General features: G+C 56.7%; 1 protein-coding gene and 1 pseudogene. One reads left to right on the plus strand and one right to left on the minus strand.

Annotated features, from left to right (window positions below):
• Positions 1-770 precede the first annotated feature (770 nt).
• Complete coding sequence (locus QPK29_RS33325; RefSeq protein ID WP_371772409.1) at positions 771-2795, plus strand: oxidoreductase; 2025 nt, start codon at positions 771-773, stop codon at positions 2793-2795.
• Between the two features lie 367 nt (positions 2796-3162).
• On the opposite strand, the pseudogene QPK29_RS33330 reads toward QPK29_RS33325, so the two are convergent.
• A pseudogene (locus tag QPK29_RS33330) lies at positions 3163-4092 on the minus strand (transposase).
• Positions 4093-4448: the final 356 nt, after the last annotated feature.

Here is a 4448-nt window from a genome sequence, read left to right on the forward strand (position 1 = left end):
CGAGCGTTGACAGTAATTGACTCGGAACGATGGTAGAAATTGCCATCCATACCGACGAGGTGCTTACAGGCCAATTGCCGTAGTAGCGCTACACCGCTCAACCGCCAGCCGGACGTTGTCGACCTGGCTAGACCTCAGCACACCCACGGAGACGGCACGGTCGAGCTTTTTAGTTTCGCACGCGTCAAAAGGGCCCTGCATGGCCCGAGCGTAATGTCCGCCAGCGGTGGCGACTACCTGCAGCGCAACAAGTAGCGAACAGGGGGCGCTCGTGTCGAGTGCTACGACAAATTGCTCGCCTGGTTGAGAACAAGAAGACTGAGCCAACCCTCGGTGAAACAGACACACATGAGGTTTTCAATGGTCTGCAGAACCATCGCCCAAGCATCAGCCGTAACCTTCTTCGAGAAATTCGCCCGTGTATCAACTGTTGTAAGACCAATCTGTGCTGAGGCAAGTCGCCAGTTACTTGAGGCCATATCGCCTCGGTGTCAGCTGCGTACCACCAAGAAGTGATCGAGCTGATGCTTCTACTGACGCGCCGTGGCGGTCTTCGCGGCCCGGGCACCGGAACCGGCGTATGCGTCAGGCTCGGCACAGGATGGTCACGCGACGGTATGTCACGAGTTAACGTCAAAATAGAGGCTCCACCATGGCGGCGACGGCAGGATAATCTGCAGTAGAGATCTCGGGAATCTTGGCCACATAGCACCTCGGCCTGAGTTGGAGTAATCCTTAAAGTTTGCGCATAACCCCCAGAAAGTTTGCGCATGAACTCCAGAGACCCACGCTACGACATCCTCTTTGAACCAGTCCAGATCGGCCCGGTTACTTCAAAGAATCGTTTCTATCAGACGCCTTATGCTTTAGGCATAGGCCCCCATCGATACCAGGACATGGTCGCATTCCGACAGACTCGCGCCGAAGGAGGCTGGGGGGTGGTCTGCGTCGAGGAAACGATGATTCATCCCACCTCGGGCCACGATCCATTTCAAGGCCCACACCTCTGGTCGGACGCGGACATCGGCCGAGTCGCTCCGATGGCGGAAGCGGTTCACAAATATGGGGCGTTAGCTGGCGTCGAGCTGGCACACGTTGGCAGTTCCGGTCCTTGCTGGGAGCATCGAGGTTACCCGCTTTCGCCTACAGCAAATCCGGTTCGTTTGCACGACAACCCGATAATGACCAAGCAGATGGATAAGCGTGATATCGCGCAGTTCCGCCGCTGGTACGTGGACGCAGCACTACGAGCGAAGAAGGCAGATTTTGATATTGTCTACGTTTACTGTGCTCACGATTTGTCGCTGCTGCAAGATTTCCTGGTCAGCCGCACGAATAAGCGCACCGATGACTATGGTGGCTCGTTTCAAAATCGGATCCGACTTCTTCGCGAAGTTCTGTCCGACGTTAAAGATGCCGTCGGTGACCGATGTGCGGTGGCGGTTCGTTTAGCGGTAGAGGAACGTCGTTGGAAAAGTAGCCTTAACACCCGTGAGGATGGCCGCCGCGTCATTGAGGAACTCGCTGAGGTTCCTGACCTCTGGGACGTGAACGTCAGTGACTGGGCCTGGGACACCGGCAGTTCGCGCTTTTTCGAGGAAGGACACCAAGAACCGTTCATCTCGTTTGTTAAACAGGTTACGAGCAAGCCGGTCGTTGGCGTCGGCCGTTTTACCTCGCCAGACGCAATGGTCAGCCAGGTCAAGCGCGGTATTCTTGACTTCATTGGTGCAGCACGCCCCTCGATCGCAGATCCATTCCTGCCCAACAAAATCGATACGGGTCTTCACGACGATATCCGGGAGTGTATCGGTTGCAACGTGTGCGCTGCGGAGGTGATGAACCAGACTACTATTCGCTGCACGCAGAACCCGACAGCTGGCGAAGAATTCCGCTTGCAATGGCACCCGGAACGCGTGCCACCTGCAGGGGACCCGACGCGAAATATCCTGGTGGTCGGAGGAGGACCGGCTGGCCTGCAGGCCGCGCTGACCTTGGGCAAGCGCGGTTATCAAGTGTCCATTGCAGAGGCAGGTGAAAACTGGGGCGGACGGATTGTGCGGGAGCGCAGCCTTCCTCGTCTTGCTACCTGGGGCCGGGTTGTAGATTACCGTCTTGCGCTGCTGCAGCGCATGCCTAACGTACAGATGTATCTTGCCAGCCGTCTTTCAGCCGAGGACGTCCTTGGTATGGAGCCGGATCACGTCATTGTGGCGACTGGCTCAAGCTGGCGGCGCGACGGTACTGGGCGCAGCCATGATGAACCAATTCCGGGCGCTGACGCCGCCCACGTATTCACGCCCGACGACATTATGGCCGGCAAGCCGGTGAGCGGAAAGGTAGTGGTCTACGACGACGACTATTACTACATGGCTTCAGCGTTAGCTGAGAAGCTGGCCCGCGAAGGTAACACAGTGACTTACGTCACTAGCGCCAGCGAACCGGCGCCCTGGACCTTTAAGACTTTGGAACTCGGTCACGTGGTGCAGGCATTGCTAGCTGCGGGGGTCGAGATTGTTACCGGGACCACCCTCACCGCCATCGAGCCAGGACGTGTGACGGCGCAGCGAGTCTTGACCGGGCATTCGATCACGCTCGATGCAGACGCGTTAGTGCTCGTGACGTGCCAGAATGCGGATGAAACGCTATATCGAGAATTACTCGAACGGGTTGAAGAGGGCCAACTGCCATCCTTGGACCGTACCGGCGATTGCGTTGCACCTGCATTTATCGCTCAGGCCGTGCGTGACGGCCACCGTGCGGCGATGAGCTACGACCTCCCAAAGGATCAATGAGCACGGAATCTGCCATGGTAATGAGAGCGATCAAGGGCGAATGCAGCCTTGATCCTCTCCCCCTCGATCACTCCGACAACTTTAGTAACAAGGGAATTTGTAGACTGTTGTGGCACCTTACTGATCAAGAAGAGGGGAAGCGCGGCGCAGCGGGAACCAATTGCTACCCTTCAGTCGCGGACGACGCCGTTGAATAGGCGTATGGCGTCGTTGTCTCCAGCCTTCGACGTGAATGTCATGCGTTTGTTCGATGTCATGTGCGCATTTCCGGCCGTACGCGCCATCGGTGTAAAGCTTTTGTAGCCGAAGGCTTTTGACGCTTGGGAGGTGTCAGGAATTTTGTGTGCTGAGGTCGGTTTAAAAAAGCTCAGTACAAGGCGGTCATGAATCGTTCGCGAAACAAGATGGCGAATTGGTTGGCCGCTTGTTCCACGTCACGGGTGGCATCTTCCAATCTTTCTCGATGTTGCGCAAGGCCAGATAGAGCAGCTCACTGGCTGCCTCGTCGGTCGGAAGGTGCCCACGATTTTTGACGATCTTCCGAAGCTGCATGTGCGGGTTTCCGATAGCGTCGTTCGTATAGATGATTTTGCGTACTGCTGGTGGGTAAGCAAAGAAAGGGATTACTTGTTCCCATTGACGCTGCCACATCATTGTCAGCGTCGGGAACTTCTGCCCCCATTCTCCTTGCGCAAATTCCTGCAGGGCGGGCGCGGCCGCGTCCCCCGTGACAGCCTGATAGAGTACACTGCCTTGTTCCTGACGGCGCCTTCGTCACGAATTTTTAGCCGCAACGCGTCGAAATACACGATCGGATACATCGGCTCCAGCGGACGCTGTTGCCATTGCTCGACCTCCGACAACACCCCGTCGGTGATCGTCGAAATCAGGTCGGGAGATACGTTCAAGCCATACAGCTGCTGCAGGTGCCCTTGGATCTCGCGCACACTCATTCCGCGTGCGTACATGCTGATCACGTGATCGTCAAAACCCGGCAGGCGGCGCTGGTACTTGACGACCAGCTGCGGCTCGAACGTGGCCTGTCAAGCGCGAGGAATGTCCAGTTCGAGCTGGCTGCCCGGTGTCAGGACGTTTTTGGAACTGCTGCCCTTACGGTGATTGCCGGCCTTGCCCTGCTTGTTTTCCGTATCGAGATGATGCATCAGCTCGGCATTTAACATGCGCTCGGCCAGCTGCTTCTTGAGCTGGCCGGCAGTCCGGATTCACCGAGGATTGATTCGGCGTCCTTGTTCTGGACCTGCGCCAGCAGTTGATCGATCAGTTCATCCGCAAAAATAGCTTGGGCGCTTTCGGTTTCTTGGGCTTCTTGGTGGGGCTCATTACTTTGGTCATCGTGAATCCTTATCGGTATCATCCCATGACCTCATGCCACACAGAAAATCTGACAGGCTATACGCTTGCGCGACCACGGCTGCTGCAGCATCCCTGTCCTAGACGCTCGATGCGGTTACCGTGACTGCGATGCGCAGTCCTGATCTTCCCCCCGCTTTCGCGGACGCAACCTGATGTTTAGTTAGCGTCAGTTTCCAGAGCCTGACGGCTTCGCTCTTTCCTAAACATGCGCGGCGATTTGTACCCAAGCGCCGAATGCGAATGCACCTCGTTGAAGTGTGTGAAGGCGTCGGGCAGTCG

The sequence above is a fragment of the Massilia orientalis genome (genome assembly GCF_030411975.2).
GTDB classification, from domain to species: domain Bacteria; phylum Pseudomonadota; class Gammaproteobacteria; order Burkholderiales; family Burkholderiaceae_D; genus Telluria; species Telluria orientalis.